At 47.3% G+C, this 19,850-nt stretch carries 13 protein-coding genes; 1 reads left to right on the top strand and 12 read right to left on the bottom strand.

The features are described from left to right. Positions 1-193: 193 nt before the first annotated feature. Positions 194-1,279: an SGNH/GDSL hydrolase family protein gene (locus PHR44_00815; protein MDD4909211.1), complete on the top strand. Its 1,086-nt coding sequence runs from the start codon at positions 194-196 to the stop codon at positions 1,277-1,279. Here PHR44_00815 and PHR44_00810 read toward each other — a convergent pair. The 12 genes from PHR44_00810 to PHR44_00755 all read right to left on the bottom strand — a co-directional run bounded on the left by PHR44_00810 (position 1,276) and on the right by PHR44_00755 (position 19,834). Continuing rightward, on the bottom strand, positions 1,276-2,835 hold the full coding sequence (locus PHR44_00810; protein MDD4909210.1) for a glycosyltransferase family 39 protein: 1,560 nt from the start codon (positions 2,833-2,835) through the stop codon (positions 1,276-1,278). The genes PHR44_00815 and PHR44_00810 overlap by 4 nt on opposite strands. Then, positions 2,832-4,181 (bottom strand): hypothetical protein, encoded by a 1,350-nt coding sequence (locus PHR44_00805; protein ID MDD4909209.1) that lies wholly within the window; start codon positions 4,179-4,181, stop codon positions 2,832-2,834. Before PHR44_00805 ends, PHR44_00810 begins: the two co-directional genes overlap by 4 nt. After that, complete coding sequence (locus PHR44_00800) at positions 4,175-5,950, bottom strand: hypothetical protein (protein ID MDD4909208.1); 1,776 nt, start codon at positions 5,948-5,950, stop codon at positions 4,175-4,177. Before PHR44_00800 ends, PHR44_00805 begins: the two co-directional genes overlap by 7 nt. 36 nt (positions 5,951-5,986) lie before the next feature. Beyond that, positions 5,987-7,603 (bottom strand): hypothetical protein, encoded by a 1,617-nt coding sequence (locus PHR44_00795; protein MDD4909207.1) that lies wholly within the window; start codon positions 7,601-7,603, stop codon positions 5,987-5,989. Position 7,604: 1 nt separating this feature from the next. Beyond that, positions 7,605-8,600: a glycosyltransferase family 4 protein gene (locus PHR44_00790; GenBank protein ID MDD4909206.1), complete on the bottom strand. Its 996-nt coding sequence runs from the start codon at positions 8,598-8,600 to the stop codon at positions 7,605-7,607. After that, a complete protein-coding gene (locus PHR44_00785; GenBank protein MDD4909205.1) occupies positions 8,572-10,593 on the bottom strand; it encodes a radical SAM protein in 2,022 nt (673 codons plus the stop codon). The genes PHR44_00790 and PHR44_00785 overlap by 29 nt, the downstream gene beginning before the upstream one ends. 16 nt (positions 10,594-10,609) lie before the next feature. Continuing rightward, complete coding sequence (locus PHR44_00780) at positions 10,610-13,285, bottom strand: sulfatase (protein MDD4909204.1); 2,676 nt, start codon at positions 13,283-13,285, stop codon at positions 10,610-10,612. After that, a complete protein-coding gene (locus PHR44_00775) occupies positions 13,278-15,008 on the bottom strand; it encodes a hypothetical protein (GenBank protein ID MDD4909203.1) in 1,731 nt (576 codons plus the stop codon). The genes PHR44_00780 and PHR44_00775 overlap by 8 nt, the downstream gene beginning before the upstream one ends. 139 nt (positions 15,009-15,147) lie before the next feature. Continuing rightward, positions 15,148-16,602: a hypothetical protein gene (locus PHR44_00770; GenBank protein MDD4909202.1), complete on the bottom strand. Its 1,455-nt coding sequence runs from the start codon at positions 16,600-16,602 to the stop codon at positions 15,148-15,150. Next, positions 16,599-17,852 carry a polysaccharide biosynthesis C-terminal domain-containing protein gene (locus PHR44_00765; GenBank protein MDD4909201.1) on the bottom strand — a complete coding sequence of 418 codons (1,254 nt, stop codon included), beginning with the start codon at positions 17,850-17,852 and terminating at the stop codon, positions 16,599-16,601. The genes PHR44_00770 and PHR44_00765 overlap by 4 nt, the downstream gene beginning before the upstream one ends. A gap of 6 nt (positions 17,853-17,858) precedes the next feature. Then, positions 17,859-18,872, bottom strand: a complete 1,014-nt coding sequence (locus tag PHR44_00760) for a hypothetical protein (GenBank protein ID MDD4909200.1) — start codon at positions 18,870-18,872, stop codon at positions 17,859-17,861. Further along, entirely contained in the window at positions 18,860-19,834 is a 975-nt protein-coding gene (locus PHR44_00755) for a glycosyltransferase (GenBank protein MDD4909199.1), read from the bottom strand. The genes PHR44_00760 and PHR44_00755 overlap by 13 nt, the downstream gene beginning before the upstream one ends. Between the last annotated feature and the right edge of the window lie 16 nt (positions 19,835-19,850).

The raw sequence follows: 19,850 nt of genomic DNA, 5'->3' as shown, positions 1-19,850 counted from the left end.
GCGACATTATACCCCCCAGAATAATAAAGCCCAAATAAATTATCTATTTTATAAGGGCTTCCTAAATACCGGTAAAAAATGTATAATACTACTAAACATGAGGCGCAAAAATATTTTTCCGTTCTTGATTATTCCGATATTGGCTTTCGGGTTGACGGAAGCGGCGACCCGCGCCTTCTTGCCGAGGCCGTCAATGGTATCCGGCTTACCCCCTGCCGGCCTCAAGCCAAGTATCCAAAAGGAAAATCAAAAAGAAGTAATCATAAAAATAGATTCGGTGCCGGAAAACGGCCTATATCTTGAGACCCCTGCGGGAAGACGCTTAAAACCAAACACGGAAATATTGATTCTAAATCACCGCGTCAGTAAAAAAGATATCTGCATACGCACGAACTCGCTGGGTTATCGTAATCCGGAGATCGGCCCCAAGACCAGGACGCGCATACTTTTTCTTGGGGACTCAATAACCCTCGGGGATTATTTAGAAGAAGACAAAACGTTTGTCAGCCTCGTCGCGGCACTTTCCAGCTCTACTGACCGGCCCATAGAAACCATTAATGCCGGCGTCGGAGCTATCGGGCTTCAAAACGAATATTCCATCCTTATGGAAACCGGCTTATCGACCCTCCCCGACATTGTTGTTATTGGATTTTACCTTAACGACTTCGGGCCTTCGCCGGGTATTCGGATCATCAGCCCCCCTACGGTCTTTCATAAAAGCCGGTTACTGCAATATTTATTTCAATATTTTTCTTTTTTTATGGCAAAAGTGGGCGCTGACTATCGCGGCACGCCGCCTGCAGAAAACGCGGCCATAAGGAAAGAGGTGCTCCGATATTTCCCTCCGGGGCCGGGAATACCCTTAAAAGACAAACCGGCCTTTAATAGCGCCATCCATCAAAATATCCGGGATTGGGGCAAGGCGTGGAGCAAAAGCGCGTGGAAAAAGATCTACCTCTTATTGAAGGAATTCGGGTATCAAGCGGAGAAAAACCGTTTCAAGTTATATATAGTAATCTTTCCGGTAAGGCTTCAGGTAGAGTCGGAATTCATCTACGCTTATCCGCAGGCCCAGCTAAAAAATATAGCAAGAGAGCTGGATATCGCTGTATTGGATTTACTGCCTATCCTCAGAGAAGTTTTCAAAGAAGGCCGGGAACCGCTCTTTTTTGACCATTGCCATCATACCGCCTACGGGAACAAGATTATTGCGCAATCCATATTAAAGTTCCTGCGCTCCCGTCAGAATAGAGCATCAACATATAATACTGCGCATTAACCTCCGGGCAAGACTTCGGCATGGCCTACTTTATTATTCCCTGCGGCAGTATCATATATAAGCCAGGAATACGCAATATGGCCGACTGGCTCGTAATTTTCCCTAAGCCATCGGTACTTCTGCGGGTCTTGCGTAATACCCACCAGGCTGTTTATATTCACAATGATAATTCCCTCTGAGGGCTGCTCAGGATTCACTATCGCGTTAAGCCCTTTATGTTTATCAAGATACCCTCTAAGATAATACTTATTCTGCCCCCAATCGACATTTGAATCTGCTAAATATTTATACATATTTTCTCTTCTGCCTATCAGTTCATTAAAATACGATAAATAGTGGGGGTGGAAAGATAGGGCAGAAATTAAATACCACATGACCATGGATAATAAAAAAACCCTGAATATACCATGCCGCATTAACGGACGGTATGAAATTATCTTCGCAATAATTAGATAGAAGAACGGAAATAATATAAGCGCATTGCGGATGCCGGCCTGATTATTGAAAAACGGAAAAAAGAATGCCAAAAATAATAACGGAGGCGCCCCAACGCTTATTTTGTCAAAATTGTCCGTTGAGCCATCCTTAATCAATACCGCGGCACCCAAGATCAATAAAATAATAATGGCCAAAGGCAATTTAAACAGCAGGGCCGCAATAAAATAATACGGCCAGCCGCATCCGGAATCGCTTAATCTTCCCAATAAATACGGCGTGGGATGGCCGCTGCATGTATCATTATAAAATTTACCCAGATCTATCGTCTCGAGATATAACCTCGGCAGCGGAACAATGATGTCCGCGGCACAGGATTTGACCTTGTTCAACATCCAACTCTGAAATTGGAAACTGCCGAGAGGCATAAAAGAATCCTTAAACAGGTATCCGGCATTGATCAGCAGAATAATTATGGAGGCGTAAACAATGCCTTTCAATAATATAGATCGCCTGTTTTTCAGGGAGCGTAAATAGCCGCTGCTTAGCAAGATGATGCCAAAAATAGGCGGCAGGAACAACGCTGTGTTTTTCGCTAATAGGGCCGGGGCCGTTGCCGCTGCGCTCATGATCAAACCGGGCATTGAAGGCCGTTTAAGATATTTCACAAATAAATATAGCGACGTGAAAATAAAACACGCGCTGTAAATGTCTGTGGTGATAAGCTGGGAATGCGCCAATATATTCGGGCTGAAGGCATAAAGCCCGAGAGAAAAAACAGCCGCCTTGAAACCGTATAGATCGTTTGCCCACAGGAAAACCAGCAGGCCCAGCAACATAGAGCAGAAAACAGTAACCAATCTGCCTATAAACAATTCTCCTCTTTCGGGAATATCCATGCCCAATCTATCCAGGATATATACCGGCAGGACATTGAGGGCCGTGACCGGCATTGTCCCCGCGCCCGTCAAAAATGCCGTGCGGTCCAATATCCTCCGCCCAAATTCGCGATGAAACGCCTTCTCGTCAATAGTGATGCTGTTATTGCGCATACTGGACAGATTTAACGCCAGAATAAGCAGCATAAAAATGAAAACTACCCGCCGCCTGCCCCTGCTCATGGCGGCCATCCTGCGCTTAAATTCCGCGCTATATATTCGGTGGCGGACAAGTCATGAGCGGCACCCTGGGGTATGCTATCGTGAATCTGCTTCATGCTGCCTTTTCCGAACCGGGTTATGGCCTTAGATATGTCCTCCACCTGATATTTAAACGGCTGGCCATATCCGCCCTTAATATATCTATGATTACCTATAAATGTAAGGAGTTGAAATGAAAAGGCGAGCTGGTAAAAAAACAGGGTCGTTATAAATACACCGGCCAGCAGCGCCGGCCCCCTTGGTATTTTGCTTAAAAGACCGTCAAAAAAGACGCCCAATACGATAAATTGAACGGGGAATATTATAATTAAATACGCGTTGGAAATCCTGATCCTGAAAAAGGACATAAGCAAGATCGGGATCAGATACCAGAGCGCCAGAAAAGCGAACTTCATATGTTTCCTGATGTTAACTATGCAATAAATAATCCCCGCCGCCATACTCACTTTTAATAAGGCGTTAAGGAATCGGCATGCGTTAAAACCGCTGATAAATTCCGGGTAAGATTCGCCCAAATATAACTGCAGGCCATGGGCAGTGGCCTGATTAACAGCCGAAATGAACAGCTGCGGTCTAACAGGGTAAATTGAAAATGGCAGGTGGAAAAGCGCGTTAAGGCTGTGAAAATGCTCGTTATAATCCCCTATCAGATAGGGCACGTATCCTGCGAAAAAACACGTTAAGAGAACTAACGTATATTTCCAATACGCTTTGTGGGCATATAAAACGATCATAATAAGGGCGAAAACACAAAATAGCAAATTGCTGATATGGAGATGCGAGGCAATAAGCAAAGCTGTAAAGGCGGGCAAAGAATAATTTATCCTTCTCTTATATAGGGCCTTAAAAAAGTTGCGCATAAACAACATGATAAAAAACCCGAGCAAGCTAAAGCTCCATATTTTCCTCGCGGCCAGGATATGCCAGGGGGAGACCGCCAGGAAAATAGAAGCAATGAGCGCCGCCCGTTTACTGAAATTCTCCCTGCAGAATTTATAACATAACCAGATTGCCGCGATATTAAAAATAACTAAGTATCCGGTCGCGACAACGGGATTCTTCGATAACGAAAAAGGGGGGATGATAAACCAGGCCAATAATGCGGAAAAACGCGGGCCATGCGAGTAATACCAGGCGGGGAAGGGTTGCCTTTTTTCAATAAAATCAACTGCCATCTGAGACGACCTTGCCTCATCTCCCTTAAATTCCATATACCGGAGATTATAAAATCTCAGAAAACTTGCCAGTAGAATAACCGCGGCCAGAATAAAATCAATACGGGATAATTTCTTAACAGGGGTTAACATATCGCCTTTGATCGGTTGAATGGCCGCCGCGTCAAAAAGTAAAGAGAAAATGCCAGGGCCAGGATGGAGGATGCGCACCCCGCGATAAAACTGAAAGGCAGGAATGTCAGCACGACCTCCTTCCCCGCGTCCTGTCTGCCCACGCTGAAACTGATGAGCCCGTTATGCGGCCTGACGCTGCTGTCTATACCTGAAACACGCCATCCCGGATAAAAATTCTGGTTGATAACAACTATATCTGTGCCGCTGATTCCTTGTAAATAAAGTTTCAGCGTATTAGGCGACCAGCGCCTTATCTCAACGGTGCCATGGCTGTTCAACAAATAAATCTCGCCCCTGTAAGAAAGGTCGGTATAAGCCAGCGCCCGCACCGGTGGATGTATATAATTGGCTGTGATAAACGTGCCGCGATTATTCATAAGCGCCTCTAAACTTGGTTTTCTTTTGCCCAGCGGTTCATAGTCGGGGCTCCATCGGGCAGGGCCTTTTGCTGAAAAAACTACAACAGGCGGCCTTTTAGAAAAAACTCCTTTAAAGAATTGCGCGTTTACAGCATAAAGGTCGCAATAAACCGCCAGAAGCGCCAAAGGCAGGATCAATGAAGCGAATCTGCCCCAACGTCTGATATATCGCTTAAAATAATCCACCCCTTGAGCGCATATCAAGGCAAGGCCAAATAGGAATAACATCGTTGCCCTGCTTTCTACGCGCAGGCAGTTAAAAAACGGCAGGTTATGCATAATGTGCCAAGGTGAAAACTCCGGTCTGCCGCCCAAGGCGATCAGGAATAAAAAAAACGATGATATAACCAGCGGCTGCCGCGACTTCCAGGCGCCGCGCATGCCCAGCAGAAAAAAAACAAACGGTAAAATGCCTATATAAGAAACGTGCTCGTGCCAGAATATGTTCTGCCCCTCAAAGACCTTGCCAGGCCAGGAAAAATGATGCGCCCTGCCGAAGAACTTATAAATCAGGCCGTAGAGATTCAGGTCTACGAACTCCCCGGGGGTATATCTGGGCACGCGCGCAAGCGCCTCTATTGTAGGCAGGGCCTTTACGGCCCCAAGCGCAAATGCCAGAATGAACACCGCAAAAAGATTGATTACATATCTCGCCTTTCTTCCGACGATGGCTGACGCCAATGCGTAAAAAGACATAAATATAATGAGCAGCGGGAGGGGATATATTCCTCCCCCGAACAGCATCAACAGGACAAACAGGGCTGCATAGAGCAGGTTTCTGAACCTCTTCGCGCCCTCCGCCTCAATGCTCTTATCGTAGAACAGGACAACATAAGGTATGTAGGCATAAGGCAATATCCAGGAGTGGCCTGCGGCGATATGGGCTGCGAACAAACCATTGAACATGAATACCAGGGATGCGAATAACGCCGCCTGCGTAGAAACGCTGCAATGGCGCGCGAATAAATACATGCCTGATAAACCAATCAGAAAATGCAGAAATACCTCCAATTTAAGCCCGACGATCGTACCAAACATCGTTTCCAATAGGAAGGTTGGGGAGAGAAACCTCGCCTGCGGGTTGCCCAGAAGCGGGGTGCCTCCTGAATCATAAGGATTCCAGAGGGGAAACTGCCTGTATTCAACGATCGCCTTCCGGGCGGACTCGTGATAGAAAAAATGCTCATCCCAATCGCCGCGGCCGTTATTGTGGATTCCCTTAAGCAAAACGGGGTGTATAAACCAAAATGCCGACGCAGAGAACAACAGAGTTAAAATAATGATATTAACCGTCTTTGATCTGTTCATTGAGCCGGGGTAGATATCATTATGTCTTACCCTCAATTAAGCACGTAAAGCCTTAGTATCATATAATTCCTGTTCAAGATACGGCAGCATACGATAGTATAGTCCCATCGCATCCCGCATCGCCCTTTTATAAATCGCGCTGCTTACGTTGGAACAATCGATAGAAACAATCTTACGGTAGTAATCGGAGAAGGCCGCGAACTTGCTGTCTGACCAGAACAATAATTCCTCGTCTTTTTCTATATACATCCCATATTTCATAAACAACGCCATTCTGATTATGGTATTAATATTACGTTTCAGGTACGACAGGTCGCCTTCCCTGAAGGCGATAAAAGACCTGCAAAACCAATGCGGTATCTTGTTGACGATAGAACCCCTTACCAATCCCTCCGCCTCTATAAGCATCTTTTTAAGTTGCGCCGTTCCCGGATAGATTTTATTGCTGCGCATTAAGGAAAAATACAGGTCGGGATTAATGCTCATAAATATCTTTACGGAGTTAATATCAAATATAAGAGGATACCCATCAAGAGAATCATGGCGGGGCATATATTCAGTGTACAGGTCGCGGATATTTTTAAGATTCTTTCTGAATCTCTGCTCCTGCCCTGCCAGGGCCGCCACCGCCATTATCACATAGCGGCCGGTATGAGCATTATCTAACAGCGCTACACCGTCGCAGCCACTCAAATACTGGAACAATTCACTGTCGCTAAATAGCGCGGGAGGCGGTTCATCCTGAAGACATATGCCTGTGCTTTGGACCATCGCCTCTTCTGTCCTTATACGGCGGTGCCCATCGAGCAACGCAAATAAACTATCGCACTCTAACAAAAACAGGGTGATCACCTCCTCGGCGAAAACGCTGTCAAACCTCCCAAAAAACCCCTGTCTTTCCAGCGCGGCAAGCTTACTTAATACATCCCTGATCCTCTTATCTTCGCCGTAAAATCTTTGCGCGGATATCCGTATCTGCCTATAGCTCTGGAACGTAGTAGTAGTATGCCCCTTCAGGAAAAGGCTATATTTATAAATAGTTAAAAGGGATTTATAAATGTCCCGGTAAAAATACCTCTGGCCATCCCGCCCGCAGAAATATTCCCTTAATAAAACATCCGCATAGATAGCGATGGGCCTTAAAAAAATAAACGGTTGCTTAAAATCGCATCTGTCTATCATCTGGAAATCCACCCGGTCTTTGCCTGCGATCAACCTCCAAGGCGTTATGTTCTTGCCGTATTCCTCCGTGCCATAGCCGGATACAATGTAAGTATTGATCTCGGTCTCTGTAAAAACGTGCATGTCGCTAAATATGAAGAATGCCGCCTTAAAGAAACGGAATATTCTAACGACCCCCCTCATCTTGGACACCTTTTGCTCAACAGGGGCATCCTGGATTACTACCGTAATATCGATATCGCTGCTTCCGGGATATATTTCATCTTTGGCCATCCCTGACTTCAGGTATATTGAGCAGCCGGGACAAAAGCGCCTGATACATATCGTAAACATATATAAAGACAATTTATATATACCGCAGAACAGTGAGAATGCCGCCCTGTTGCGGCAAAGCATCAGGATAAGCCGCCTGGCGCCCTCTTTAAGCATGTGCTTCTGCCCTGTCTTTGAGGCCGTAATAAAAATCCCCATCTTATTTGCGTGCCTTTTTTATGCAGGAATATACCTCGTCGTATCTTCCGACTAAATTATCCCAGGTAAGATCACGGACATAAGAACGGATGGTCCGCCGATCCCAAGATTTTTTCTTTGCGGCATTCAATGCCTTAATTGCTGAAATGCGCCCTTTAACAACATACCCGTTAATTCCGTCCTTTATAATCTCGGAAGACATCCCCGCATCCGTGCTGATGACCGGTATCCCCACAGCCATGGCCTCAAGCATAGGGACGGGTCCGCCTTCATCTTTTGAGGTAACAAGCAAGGCATCTAATTTACTGAATAATCGCCGGTATTTAACGCCCGGCATATCATGGGCCTCTGCAATAATAAAGTGCTGTCCGGCCCAAAGCACTTCCGGCTCCCATCTCTCACCGACAAAAATATACCGGGCAGGAAAACCGCGCATTATCCTCCTGCGTAGTTCGTTGCCTTTACGACCGGAGGCATAATTCCTGCCTACAATGCCTACGGTAAAACCTTTATGAGCTACGGGTTTAAGACGGAAAAAGACATCGTCTACCGCATTAGGTATATACGCGATCATCTTATCGGGAAATTGCTTTTGTAAAAAGCCCCTGTATCTCTTTGCCACGCAAACGATGACAGAGCACTGTTCTAATATGTCTTTCCGGGCATTGAAAGAACGGCTCCACTCCCAGATAACGGGATCAGCCCAGTTTTTGATAGGCGGCCTTGCCACAAAATGGTCATTCTCATAATCCGCAAAATGATGAACGGTTATAATGGATCGCTTTAATTTATAACGAAACTGCTGTGCCGGCTGCGGACAAAAATAATGGTACACATCCGCGCCCCGTCTTGGCTCCGGAGAGATCAAAATATCGCAGCGCGACATCTCCCGGATCTTGCCCACTATTTTTTTAAACACCCAATTATAGTGGGCGCCCAGGACAATATTTACTTTGAGCCCGCTGCCCCTATCTATTCTTCCGCGCTCCGGCTTCATTAGGCATCCCCACCCAGGCTACCGCCTCTTCATCAAATACAAACGTGCCCCGCTCCTCCTGGCCGATGTTTAAACCACTTACGATGTCATCTACGGGCATTTTACCCTGAACCCAGGAAAGCCGCATCAATTTCAACTGGTATATTTGGCGGATATGCCCATATTGTTCCGGTGATAAACGCGCTTCCATGGTCAGCGCCTCAGATACACGGGGAACACCGCCCTCCCGCATGCATGTGTTATCATTGTATTTTATCCTGTGGAAGGAATCCCTGTTTAGAAAAAACAGCAGCGGCTTGGCCGTATAGACCATATGCCGAAATTTTTCAGGCGCGCCCTGCTCTTCCCAGAGGCGGACAATGCCCTCTGCCTCGCGCATCTCCAGGCCTGATTCTACTTCATATTCAAAATCAACCGCCAGGTCAAAATTGATACCTGTGCCGTTTAAACGGACGCCGTATTGCCCGGGGTCTTTCCATACAGGACTGGCCCTGCGCAGATGGAAAAGGCCGCCCGAAAGATAATCAATCCAATCGGTATTCTTTTGTATAAAATCGTGCGTGCCATGTTTTATGTCTTCTATCGTCTCTGTGGGAAATCCCTGAAAATTAAACAGATAGACAAAGATGCCCGAGCGGTAGACATTCCGGATAACCTGTTCGGCCTCTTGTATGATAATGCCTTTGTCCATCCTGTCCAGCAGGCGCTGGCTGCCTGATTCAAGCCCCATGTATAAAGAATGGCACCCTGATTCAGCCAGCAGACCGCAGACCTGCCGCGTAAAACCTGGCTCGAGGCGCGCGTCACTGCCCCAACAGATCTTCAAGCCGCGGCCTATCAGCAAAACGGCCAAATCCCCCAGCCTCTGAGGTGCCTCTGCCTCGTTAGAGAAATAGAAATGCCGGGCATTATACCTTCCGGAAAGTACCTGGATATCATCACATATCTTTTCAACGCTCCTCTGCCTGGCCGGCCTGCCGTAAAAATAACCGCGGTCACAAAAGGCGCACCTGCCCCAATAGCATCCGCGCGATGTCTGCAGAGGCAGGACTATGCCGGGCGCGAAAAAACGATCCAGGGGTATGCCTGAAAAATCCGGCGTGGGTAACGCATCCAAATCAAGGGGCGCGGAATCAGGCGCCTCTACGGTAGATCGGGCCTTGCCCTTTGACATAAATATAAGATTGGGCACATCCCCCAGCGCCCCCCCTTTTCCCAGCTGATTCGCGAGTTCGCACAAAGGCCGCTCGCCCTCAAAGATAATAAAACTATCAATAAATGCGAATAACCTTTCATCGCGCGATATCTCATTTTGCAGATACGTAAAAACCCTGCCTCCTATTGTAATATGCGCATGGCCCATCTTTTCCTTAATCATGCGGGCAAGCGTGAATGCGGGTATTATCTGGCTGTCGTAAGTTACGGATATGCCTATCAAGCCGGGAGATTCCCTGATAATTGAGGGCACTGCGCACTCTTGAAAGAAGTCATAAAACATATTGCTGCCCGCATCATAAGACGCCTTCATGATCTCTTCGGTAGAAACCCGTGAATATCCGGACAGGTAATCCCTGAACGCCAGCCGGCTGGGAAAATATTCGTTAGAAACCAGCATCAACGCTTCTTCAATGATCCTTAAGGCATTCGGCCAATATCTGGGGAATGCATATTTGTCTCTCACCGTATCAATCGCCCACTCCAGATTATTCATGATATAAGGGGCGAATTTTACGGGCATCAGCCTGAAATATCGAAATATCTCCGCGGGGGTGAGTGACCGCTTTTTCTGCAATCTCTCAAATTCATCAGATACGACATTAAAGGCCCTGAGCAGCCTTTCTCTGGTCAATATTTTATTATGGAACTCAATATTAAGGTCCCTCTGGATGACGTTGTCGAACCCCTGTTGTTTTAAATAGGCGGAAAGCGCCGGCAGGGCTAAATAGGGATGTGTGATATCAGCCTGAGGAGGGAACAACAATAAAATTTTCATCTATAAAATGATTTAATCACTGCGTATAACCAAGGCTTCGTAATTGACGGGACAAATCTTCGTCATAAATGTTTTCCGTAAAGTTGCCCTTGATTATATTGTTCTTGATCTCTACATTATTACTTTTGATAGTCGACACAAACCGCGCGAATTTGAACTTCAATATCAAATCTGAGAAATAGGACATTAATGGCGCGTTTTCCGACGGATTATGGTTTAAATCAAATATCTTTGTCCAAAATACATCAAGCGGCAGGCGGATCAACTTGGCCTTAAGCGGCTGGAACAACGAAGAAGATAAAATGTGGTGCGCTCCATAGAACAGGCCTCCTGAAGCATCCCTTGCAATTTCGCTGTCTATCTTTGAAGATACCTCATCCGCGTAGGATATCCCCATCCGGACGTGTTGCGCAGATGGAGCGGCAAGCAACGGAAGCAATGACTCGCCATAAAGCAACAGCCCTTCTCTTTCTATGCCGGCCATATCCAGAATGGTCGGCATAATATCAACGATCTGTACATTGTCATATATCCTTTTACCGGCGGCGATGCCCTTGGGATACGCCATGATCAAGGGTATGTGAAGCACCTCTTTATATAAAGGGGGATGATGATGCCATTGGCCATGTTCGCCAAAAAACTCCCCATGGTCAGACATAAATATGATCAAAGAATCGTCCAGTAGATTTAACTGCGCCAGGTCTTCAATGAACCTTCGGAATATGTCGTCATTATGCCTGATCTCGCCGTCATAAAGCGCTATCCTCCCTTCCTTCGTAGCCCGTTGGACCCATGGGGGGTCATAAATGTCGCACATATCAACCGGCTCGCCCGTCCGGGCATCCTGCTCATACCAATCCCGAAAAGGTTCGGGAGCATCGTAAGGGCTGTGAGGGTCCAAAAGATGCACATAGAGGAAAAAATTGCTGTCTCTATTATCCGCGATCCAACGGTAGAGATCATTATAAAATCCCTCTTCTCCCGCGCCCTGCCTTTGTATCTCAAACATATAATCAAACCCCTGATGCAACCCGCCATACGGCCCGGCCTTGGGGCTTTGTGAAAATGAGGCCGTGACAAAACCGCCCGCCCGCATGATCTCCGGCAGGGTCAAATAGGCGTTGTCCAAAGGGAAATACCAGGCGCCCGTAGCAGAAGGATATAGCGAGGTCATCAGGCTGGCGCAGGAAGCCCTTGTGTTAGGAGCCTGAGAAAACGCATTAAGAAATATCGCGCCCGCACCGGAAAACTCGCTCAGAAAAGGCGAGGTATCGCGCGCATACCCGTAACAAGATAAATGGTCTGCCCTTAACGCGTCCTCAAGAAAGATGATTACATTCAATTTATTCGCCGGGCTGCTCAATAATGCCGGGCTGCTCAAAAATAAGACATTCTCATCATTATCCCCTGTAATAAAACTAACCTCTACGGGCTTGCCCCTCCAGGCGCTCAGATCAAGCGAATAATCGCCCCAGGCGTCAACATTGGCGGCCCGCGTTGAAAAGATCTCCGCGATATTCTCCTCATCCTTAACCTTGATGGCAAAATCCACGGGTGACTCCCCCTGTAATACCCCCAAGCCGAATGACAATACAACACGCTCTTCTGGTAACGTTAAAGAATATTTTAATTCACTCAAAGGATGCATGTATACGGCGGGCCTCATTTGATTCCCTATCTGTATATAAGTAACGCCGCAGGCATTATTATAATGGGACTGTTTATCCAAAAAATAAATATAATCAATAAGGATAGATTCTTTATGCGGCGCGGGGAATTTCAAAAATATATTCTTAATCTTCTCCCCGGAACCCATGCTCGGCAGTATATCGGTCTGCGCATTGATCCTGTAGGTATGAAATTGCCCGTCCGGGATAAGCGTTATATTCCTTGATAACTTATCCCTTGTCTTGGCCTCTACGCCAGACCAGTACACCAGGAAATTCCTGGAATTTTCCGTTTTCATCCGTATTACAACTTCTCCCAGGTTACGGGGATCAATATCTAACGGCTTTTGATTTGCCAACAAAACCTCTCCCTTATTTTCCAGCAACAGCGCGCCATTTACAACGGAAAGATTGCCATCGCGGACACTGAACACCCCTTCCTCATCCTCAAAATCAAATCTAACGCAATGTTCCCCTGTATCCAAGGGCTTATATCGCGTATCAACATCGGCTTCATATAAACGCTCATCAAACCGAAAGCAGAATCCGCCTCGCCGGCTGTCTGCCAATGCCCGCAGAATACCCTGTTCATTAAAAGCCCGGGCACGCTTCACTATATCCCCTGACCTTGCTGATTTTTGCTCCAGTCGAAGCGCGAAATCGCGGTAGTCACCCCCCCTGTCCAGGGTAAAATTAAGCCGGAGTAAAACGGCTAACCCTGTAAGGCCTGTCACAATAAACACCTTGCGATGTAAAATAAAGGCACAGATGAGCCAGATAAAAAACAGCGCGCAAAAAGCAAGGGCGATAATCTTGAGCATCTCATCGTCGGCCAGGGCATAGTAGTACTCGGGAGGATGCAGATCATGGTCAATGATCAAATTCCTCGCCCAGGCAGGGCCTTGCCCCCCGTATACAACGTCCACTGCCTTATGGCCTAAGGTAAAATATAATAACCATAATATTAAAGGCGGGACAAACACAGCTGCCGTAATCCCCGAAAATAACCTGTTTTTTCTAGTCATTGTTAACCGACATACCCTTATCAACAGGGTAATTCTCTTTGATGAACATCTCTAACCCCTTTTGATAGATCAAGGCGTCTTCTTTTTTTGCGGCCGGGGAGAACGCTGATGGACAACAGACGCATTTCGCGGCATACCCCTTGCCTATACCGGTCAAAAAATATTCCCTGTATTCAGACGGAATACACTCTGCCATCCTGTCGATCTCTATCGCGGGATACGACCATATCCGCCCTATATAAGCGCCCACGCCCAGGTAAAGGCGCTTAAAATCACCTTGCGGAATCGCCGCAGACAACAACCCAGGAAGCAAGGACAACAGGGCATGGTCAACTTTCTTGCCGCGTGACAAAATCCCGAAACGCCTCACTGCCCCCGCGCCGATGCCTTCATAAAAATTGGGTACGTACGCGGCGGGGACAACCTTATCAGGTCCTGAATGCAAGAATACATCATTACCGGCGGAATAAATATAATACCCAAGCAGATTGTAAAATAGCGGCTTAAACGGGGCGCCAATGTATGCCGACCGCCTAACGACCTCTGATTCAGGGCCGCCCCTTAAATAGCCCCAGGCAATATTACGGGAAACCGCCTGCACAAAGGCGTTATCCAACATCGGCTCTTTTATCCGGACATGAACTGGCCTGTCCCGGGCAACGCATCTGCCCATGGATATCATACCAACGCCGATCAAAACAATGAATATGCAATGCCCGGATGCTTTTAAAAATATCCCCCGCTGCAGCCATAGGTCCCTGACCAGGAGCGCCGCCAAGACAATGCCGCTCAGCGTAATAAATATGATATATGACCATTTTAACAGAAACAAGGAAGATATAAACGCAACCGTAAAAAGCAATATATAAAGAATAAAGAATGTCTCTTTAGGCATGCCCGCGCCTCTGCGCCGCCAACGCAAGAGCGCATAGCACAAAGCCGCGGCAAGTATAATATAGTACAGCAATGATAAAAACCGGCTCAAGGAATCTGGCAGCGCCCCCGCGACACCGGAAGACCCGTCGTATATAAAATCGGCGCTGAGGACATCGGACAGGCGAAAACGGCTACTTATGCCGCCCAGAAAATGCATGCTGCCGGTATTCTGCTCGGCCTTAACTAACAGCCCCGCCCAATTATTATGAAAATTATAGTAGGCCCAAGGGCTCAATCCCGCCAAGGCCGACAGCGAAAATACAGAGGCCTGTTTTAAGTTCACCCTGGGCCGCCCTGCCGATAAGGCATACATACACAGGCATACGGCGATCGCCAGGAAGTTGCCGTATGAAAAAAATGCGCTGAAACCGCACAGCAAGCCAAACCACCAAAAATCAATGCTGCCGTTCCTGTGTTCAAAAATAATTCTATAAAATAACCACGCGACGGCCAGGATCAAGGATACCGATTGATAATGAGTACCGTCGAGAATCAAGGAGTAGCGCAAAATGGGCATGGGGGCGAATATATAAAAGACGCAGGCTAAAATTGCCGCGAGATAACCGAAGAATGTCCTTAAAAAACAGAAAAGAAGCGCCAGCGTGGCAAGCGACCACATTAAGGATAGCGCATTCAACGCAATTGCGGGGTTTCTGAATATGGCCGCGAAAGGAATCATAAAAAATCCGTTGGCCAATGTCCCGCCCATATGAGCCACGGGTTGATACATATAAAGGGGCGCCCGCAGGCCCGCGTTCATTATGTCCCTGGCGGCCACATAACCCATAAGGGAAATCCAGTCGTAAAAACAAACGGCCTGTTTGCTTGGGAATAACCACAATACGGCCCTGGTAAATGCGTATAAGACCAAAAGCAGCGGGAGAGCGGCTTCTCTTAATCTTCTGAAATTCATCTTATTAGAGGATTTATTTTCTTATATAAAACATCCTGCCGTCATAACTATCCGCGAGCGCATAATCTGCTTCAATATATTCACGAAATCTCGGAAATACTTCATCGGCTTCTGTCGCGCGCACAATGATCGCCTTTGGCCTGCGCATCTTGATTTCCATCAGGATATACTTAAATCCGCCGGCTTCAAACCTCTCTATCGCCTTATATAGATGCGTTGCCAATGGCTCATGGTATTTAATGATGTTTTTCTTGCCGAAAAACAGCAGATAAATAGACGCCCTGTCAGAAAATATGCCGTCTGCCTTGCCCACGCCCAGTCTATCCAGGCGCCCCAGGATGCCGCTCTGCTGATCATGCAGGGTCAGGGCGGGAGATTCTCCAACTGCGCCGTATAATGAGATAGCCACGGACAATAAAAAAACGCCGTAAAGCAGCCGTCCTGTTATCCGCCGCCTTAATAAAGCAAAAGGGCCATCCGGCAGAAACGCCGCGTATAAACATAACCAGGGAATAAGGGGGATAAAATCGGGCCCCTGCTGGAAATTCGCCAGGGAAATCAAGATCAATGCCGAGAGATAAAAAAGGGCGAGAAAATTAGCTCTGTGTTGATTATGCCTGGGGCCGCTGACCCGCCAGATCAACATGCGCGAAATACCCGCTATATAACCGGCAACACCCAGCAGGATCAAGATGATATTATAGAGATAATCCCGGACAATGGTATCGCGGATATTGCCCCACGGCCCCTCCAGCCAGCGAACCGGGACACTGACCATACCAAATAAAATGGTCTGGAGAATGCAGTCACGCAGTGATCCTTGCAGGAGGAGGAGAATAATGATCGAGATAACCGGGAGCGCAAAACCAAATATCAATATCTTGCCCTTCTTTATCCTGTCATCTTCAAATAATACTGTATATATTAACGGCCCGGCTAAAAAGACAAGGCCCGGCAGCCAGGTCATAGCCGCCAATGCGGCGAATACACCACAAAGGAACAATCTCATCCTTATATAACATAACACGGAGATAATCCCCAGGCAGGAGGTCAAAAGCTGCCACTTATTGCCCCCTACAAGGGCGAAATACGGGAATCCCACGCCTATAAAAGATACGACGGACAGAAGGGCGAGCTGTTCCTTTTGCAATACTGCTTTGGAAAATATAAATAACGCGGCTGCGCCGCAGAGAAAGATAAAGAAGAAGATAAACCGCGAAACGATTATGGATTTTATTATGTCTCCCCTCGTCAATAAAAATGGGGCGGCGAGGAGATAATCATGCAAAGGCGGTTTGTCGGAAAAGATATCCTTATACAGCGGTGAACCGCCGGCGACCTCTCTGGCGATATAATAATGGGTGGCTGAGGGGTTTGTGGTAATGGGGCCCGAGAAGGGATAATGCGAAAAGAATAAGGCGGCGGACATACAGCAGATCAGGATCAAGATGGCCCTATCTCTCTTCAAGGTATTCGGCATATCCCTGTTTTGATTGGCTGCGCCTTACGGCATTCCCTGACGGCAACTGCAAAAATCAAGGCCTGGGTTACAACTACGGTCATAGCCGCGCCCCGCAATCCGTATAGGCGTATTAATGCGGCCCCCAGGACGACATTAAACAAAATGCCTGCTAATAACACGCTTATCAGAAAACGCTCTTTATATAACGACATAAGGCATACGGAGTTCAGGCTATTGGCCAATAAAAAAGGCAGCGATAAAGACAACAACTGCAGGGCCGAAACCGATGCCATAAAATGGCTGCCGAATATATGCGCGATCAGGGGGCCGGCAAAAAACCATAGCAAAACAGACATACAGCATCCACAAAGCAAAAAAACTATAAGATATCTGTCATATGTTTTCAAGCCAACGGGCGTATCCGCGTTAAATAGCCCTACCATGACCGGATATAGCACAGCCGTAGCGGCCTGCGGGATAAATAGCGCCCCGCTGCAAATAGTATGGGCGGCATTAAAAAACGCCGTGCCCTGAATATCGCCAAGATACCCCAACAGTATGGATATCATGTCCGGGGCCAAAGGTAGAATGATAATGATGCCTAAAAAATACACTCCGGAGGCAAAAAGCCGCTTATAGCGTAAAAAACCGACTTTGAATCTCCCCAATAACCTGACGGCCAGCAACAGGCTCGCCGTAAGAAAAAAGGCGCTTGTAAAAAAATAGGCCAGCAGCACCTCCTTCAGCCCTCCCGCGCTGATTAATACCAAATACAACAGCGCGATAAAGACCACCCTGGATGATACGCCCGCGATTATATTAAATACGACTTCCCTCCTGGCCAGGAAATATGAAGAAAACGTGTAGGCGATCTCATCCAAAACTATTGATGCCGTGCCAAGGACGATATACTGCCATGATCGCGGGAATAAAAGAAGAGCCGCCGGGCCTGCCGCAGACATCGCGCACACAGCATTTATTATACGGAAACCCGCGATATCCCCTACCAGTACGGCGGGATCTACCTTACCGCCGGCCACCTCCCTGATCAGGTAATGGTTGAGCCCGGCATTTACCAAATATCCCCATACGCGCCCAAAGGCGAAAGAAAAGAAATATACTCCGGAATCATACGGCCCGAGGCGCCTGACGATAAACACAACTGCCAGGAGCGCAACAATCTTGTAAAAGCCGCGCGCGGCAGCAAGTGATATAGCATCTCTGCCGACACTCCCGGCCTCCAGCGCAATATTCATATATCCTTAAGTAATGGCCCTGATTTCTTTGGATATATACCTCATAAGAATGTCGTAATTACTTTCCCCATCGCTGTTCAAATGAAATATATACGTGCCGCAGGCACGGATAGCATTCATCAAAACCCCGGCCCGCTTGCATATAACGGATGCGTTTTTCCGGAGCTCGCTTATGCCGGGTTTAAGCATGCACTCTTTGATCTGGGGGAGACCGATGCCGATCGCCCCGCTGACAAAACAGGGCCATATAGCGGATATCCGGCGCAGCGGCCTGATCACAGGAACGCATGAGTCCCTACGCCTTCCTATTAATATCATACGCAGCATACCCGGCTTGCCAATACTATTGTGAAAATATTCTATGTCAACCAGCTTCTTCGCGCCATGCCTCCTTCTGCGAAAATCCCGCACATATTGCTGCGGTATCCCCTGCACATCCCGGGCATAGGCCCCGATACGTATAGGAAAAGGCAGGACCATGCCTTCGCGCGTAAGCAGTGGAGTATCATCTGAAAGTATTTTAATGCGCGGATCCCTGAGCAGGCGCAATCCCAAACATGTCTTGCCTCCGCCCGAAGGCAGGAGGCAAAGAACAGCATTATTGTCCATGGAAAAACCTAAGGCATGTATCCTATGCAGGCCCCTGCCGTCTAAAAGCACACCCAGCCGTGAATGCAACAAAAGATAAGGTATCTCATGCAGCAGATCCTCATCCTGAGAATAAACCTTGATTTCTTCGCTATCATAATCGCAAATTGCCAACGCCTTGCCCTGATAATCTATATAGCGGATACTTTGCTTGTCATAACAGGCGGCTGTATTAAAACGTAAGGCGGGTTTTAGTCTGGATACGACGGAATAGTCGGGAGGCTCATTATATACCTGAAGCACTATATCGGCCCTGGCTATATCAGCGCGATGAAAATAAGAAAAATCCCTGCGGATATTATCAATGACTACGGGATCGGAAGAACGCACCGACACACCGATAGTATAAAAATCAAAATTTATCGTATCCATGGCTTAGGCGCTATGCCGCGTATAAAACCCAAACCATACGCCATATGCACAAAAGGGAACAGCCATAATGCGCAAAAACCATGGGCGAAGTTTCTCGCGGAAATCCCCAGCCCAAAAGAGAAAATCGTGCCTGATGCTATATATATCAAAAGCGGGCAATAATATAATCGGCTGTTAGGGCATATCAACACCGACAATATATATATGATTAGCGCGCTTGGCAGCAGATTAAGCAGCGACGTTGTCCGCGGGGCGCGCCTTGCCTGTTGCGCCCTGCCATATCCATAATGAAATATTTGCAGGAATAATTCTGCGGCGCTCTTTCTGCGCTCATGATAAATAAATAACTCCGGCACATACAGCATGCGTATGCCCATTGCCCCCAACGCCTCTAACAATAGATTCTCTTCGTTGCGTATTACCGTCTCATTAAAAAACAGCCCGGTATTATCCAGGGCGCTTCTTCTTATCGCCAAGTTGCATGCTATGAGCGAACTATCATCTGCCGGCATTTGCTTCCGGGCCTTTTTATAACGGAAACGGGCGTGCGCAGAACCAAATACAGAGGCAAGCACCATGCCCGAACATTTTTGGAAAAAACCGCTGCCTGGCGGAGTGAGGTTTGGGCCGCCTATCACGCCTATGTCTAAACGGGCATTAAATCCATCCAGGGCAATCCGGAATATATCGTGGCCCACAATGACATCGTCATCCAAAAAATATAAGATCTCGCCCCTTGATTGTCTAATGGCCTCATTTCTTGCGCTGCCGATCGATGCTTGAGGCAATTCAATATACTTGATATTTCCATGGGGTGGCCTATCGGCGGGATCCAAAGATCCTTTGCCCCCGCCATTCCTTACTATAACTATTTCTATCTTATCATTAAGAAAAGGAGCGATACTATTAAGCAGGCGCGTGATAAATTCCCGGCCCCTCGAGACAATAACAATAACGGACATCCGTATTCTATCAGCC

The organism is Candidatus Omnitrophota bacterium, assembly GCA_028707125.1.
Taxonomy (GTDB): Bacteria; Omnitrophota; Gorgyraeia; order Gygaellales; family JAQTUX01; genus JAQTUX01.
The sequence above is the reverse complement of the archived record's forward strand: the minus strand, read 5'-3'. Positions and strand labels throughout refer to the sequence as shown.

Coding starts and splice junctions, on each gene's coding strand:
- PHR44_00815 (MDD4909211.1), top strand. CDS start 194: ATGGTATCCGGCTTACCCCCTGCCGGCCTCAAGCCAAGTATCCAAAAG.
- PHR44_00780 (MDD4909204.1), bottom strand. CDS start 13,285: ATGACTAGAAAAAACAGGTTATTTTCGGGGATTACGGCAGCTGTGTTT.
- PHR44_00805 (MDD4909209.1), bottom strand. CDS start 4,181: ATGTTAACCCCTGTTAAGAAATTATCCCGTATTGATTTTATTCTGGCC.
- PHR44_00790 (MDD4909206.1), bottom strand. CDS start 8,600: ATGAAGCCGGAGCGCGGAAGAATAGATAGGGGCAGCGGGCTCAAAGTA.
- PHR44_00765 (MDD4909201.1), bottom strand. CDS start 17,852: ATGAATATTGCGCTGGAGGCCGGGAGTGTCGGCAGAGATGCTATATCA.
- PHR44_00755 (MDD4909199.1), bottom strand. CDS start 19,834: ATGTCCGTTATTGTTATTGTCTCGAGGGGCCGGGAATTTATCACGCGC.
- PHR44_00800 (MDD4909208.1), bottom strand. CDS start 5,950: ATGAACAGATCAAAGACGGTTAATATCATTATTTTAACTCTGTTGTTC.
- PHR44_00775 (MDD4909203.1), bottom strand. CDS start 15,008: ATGGGTTATGTGGCCGCCAGGGACATAATGAACGCGGGCCTGCGGGCG.
- PHR44_00785 (MDD4909205.1), bottom strand. CDS start 10,593: ATGAAAATTTTATTGTTGTTCCCTCCTCAGGCTGATATCACACATCCC.
- PHR44_00760 (MDD4909200.1), bottom strand. CDS start 18,872: ATGGATACGATAAATTTTGATTTTTATACTATCGGTGTGTCGGTGCGT.
- PHR44_00810 (MDD4909210.1), bottom strand. CDS start 2,835: ATGAGCAGGGGCAGGCGGCGGGTAGTTTTCATTTTTATGCTGCTTATT.
- PHR44_00795 (MDD4909207.1), bottom strand. CDS start 7,603: ATGGGGATTTTTATTACGGCCTCAAAGACAGGGCAGAAGCACATGCTT.